Source organism: Pseudomonas sp. ICMP 8385, assembly GCF_002699915.1.
GTDB classification, from domain to species: domain Bacteria; phylum Pseudomonadota; class Gammaproteobacteria; order Pseudomonadales; family Pseudomonadaceae; genus Aquipseudomonas; species Aquipseudomonas gessardii.
Genome location: NZ_LKBY01000010.1, coordinates 1 through 2,191, shown reverse-complemented (window position 1 = coordinate 2,191; position 2,191 = coordinate 1). Strand labels below are relative to the sequence as shown.

3 protein-coding genes are annotated in these 2,191 nt (G+C 49.7%); all 3 read right to left on the bottom strand.

Translation table 11 applies throughout. The annotated features are described in order from the left end of the window. Positions 1–69 precede the first annotated feature (69 nt). Entirely contained in the window at positions 70–438 is a 369-nt protein-coding gene (locus AO268_RS03760; protein WP_099167935.1) for a hypothetical protein, read from the bottom strand. Between the two features lie 48 nt (positions 439–486). Beyond that, positions 487–864 carry a hypothetical protein gene (locus AO268_RS03755; protein WP_257154334.1) on the bottom strand — a complete coding sequence of 126 codons (378 nt, stop codon included), beginning with the start codon at positions 862–864 and terminating at the stop codon, positions 487–489. Next, the coding region (locus tag AO268_RS32905; RefSeq protein WP_218927873.1) for an HNH endonuclease at positions 861–2,191 on the bottom strand (1,331 nt) is incomplete at its 5' end. The genes AO268_RS32905 and AO268_RS03755, both read right to left, overlap by 4 nt.

Below are 2,191 nucleotides of genomic sequence, written 5' to 3'. Positions count from 1 at the left end.
CTCGGCGTCGGCGAAGGTCATCTGCTTCATCGGGAAACTCGGTGGGTGGGGTCGCGGTATTTTGCCAAATCAGAAAGTCTTTTTCAGAGTTTCCCTAAAGGTATTTTTTGCAGCCTCCAGCGACCCTGCGCCTGGCTTAAAGTGGCCTGATGCATTATCCACCGAGTAAATCTTTCCGCCCCTTATCTCAACTAGGCCAGCCCCCAAAACCTGAGGATTCTCGCCTCCAACAAGTGTTGGGTGAGGCATTTTCTGACCAGAGCGCGTACCCAATATCAAGTTACCTTTCTGGTCGATTACATACATAAACTGACCATTTGTATTTTTACTTCCCACCCGTCCTGAGTCAGTCAGTAAATCGCTCATATTCTTGGCTGTTGGATTCTTAATGTATTGGCCATTAACTAAAACCCCAGACGTCTTGTCTGCCGCTTGCATTGCTGGATCAACAGTCCATGTCTTAGAGGCAGTTGCCTTTGCACCGACTTACAGCTTGATAAAGGCAAAAACCTCTCTAAATACACCTTCAATATCTGGCGACGCTTCAAGGTGAGCAAGCGCTTCGCTCGGGGTTAAAGGCATGTCGTAAGGCTTAAAACCTCGACGGACGGCAATACCATACAATGCATACTCGTCACCCTCCGAATGCTCCCAATGGGGCACATAGCCAATTATCTTATACACCTTAAAAATCTCATCATGAAAATCCATCAGATCATATAGAAATATTGGGGCTTTATTCAGTGATAACGCTTGAGCGCACCAAGTATTGAGTTCTTCCTTGCTGATAGCTCCACAAAATAGACAAGTAATGACGAAGGCCATCAGCTCATCGTTGAAACTGCCAAACTCAATAGAATTCACATTCCACCCCCCATTGCTTCGCCACCAATATGTCCTGTTTTTTTATGAACCAACTCAGGTACAAGTTGCATTCGCCCACTATCCTGATGGTGATGCCACGTATACCCATCGATTTTCTTTGCCCCTGCACTAATTTGCTGGAGTTGCTTGGCAGTAAAGTTTGAAGCCTTTACTTGGCCTTGTTGTATAGCACCCGATAAATCCTTGGTTGCGAGCTTCATCTGTCCTTCATAACTCGCTGACTTAAACGTGTCAATTGATATACGCGTGTCAAACGCAGTCACATCATCAAATATAGGAAAGCCCTTGTTATCGAACACGACGCCCGTCACCGGATGCCGCTGCCCTGCAAGATGCACATTCCGACCGTCAACTGGAGGAACCGTAGTGGAAACGACGTTGTCACGGCCATAAGTAGACTCAAGCTCACTTCTGCTGGTTTGTGAGTTGTACGGGGCCTGGGAGCCTTTACCTTTTGCACCGCTTAAAACCGGCCCATCAACCAGTCCACCAGCCTCAGCCCCTGCCACCGCACCAGTCTTGCCCAGATTACTACCAGCACCGACCACACCGCCACCGTAAAGCGCGCCAGCCAACCCTAAACTATTCAAGACACCTTGAGCCAACCACATAGCTCTTTCTGCGTCCGTCCCCTTCTCTCCAGTGATCAGGTTCTTGCCGCCACCAGCCATATGCAATTGACAACCGATTCCAACAGGCCCCATTCCACCGCAACCTGCATTGAGCAGTTCCTTGGACTTGTCATACAGAACCGTTTTGGCTTCCTCCTGCTGCGCCTTATCTTTTGCGCTGCCACGCAACGACTGCTCAAAGCTGGCAGGTTCCAGAATCCATTCCTGCCCCATATCAGTTTTCACCGACTGGTTTGTTACTGTGCAGTATCCGTTGCCCGAAATCGCGCACGACACAATCTGGCCGGGAACCGTGCTGATGACTTGCTCTGGAATAAAGTCACTGCCGCCAATAGTTTCTTGTTTGAGGGTACTGCCTGCTTTTACCAAAAGAGCATTGATATCATTCGAAAGCGCCCTACAGCCCGGGGAGTCCACCCCGGCGCAGTTTGCTGCAAACTCTTGTTGTTTTCTTTCCAGTACTGTTGGTTCAAAAATCGACAGGTGGTTATTCTCAACCGCATTCTTCCCAACCTGCGCCGCCGCCACCGCACTCAGCGCATCCTTGCCCACCGCAGAACCCGCAACCCCCGCTACCAACGTCGACAACGCTGAGATCGTCTGTTTCTGCTCCGCTGTCAGTTCCTGATTACTCACATCTCCATACAGCTGGTTACGGATCAACTTCGCCGTGG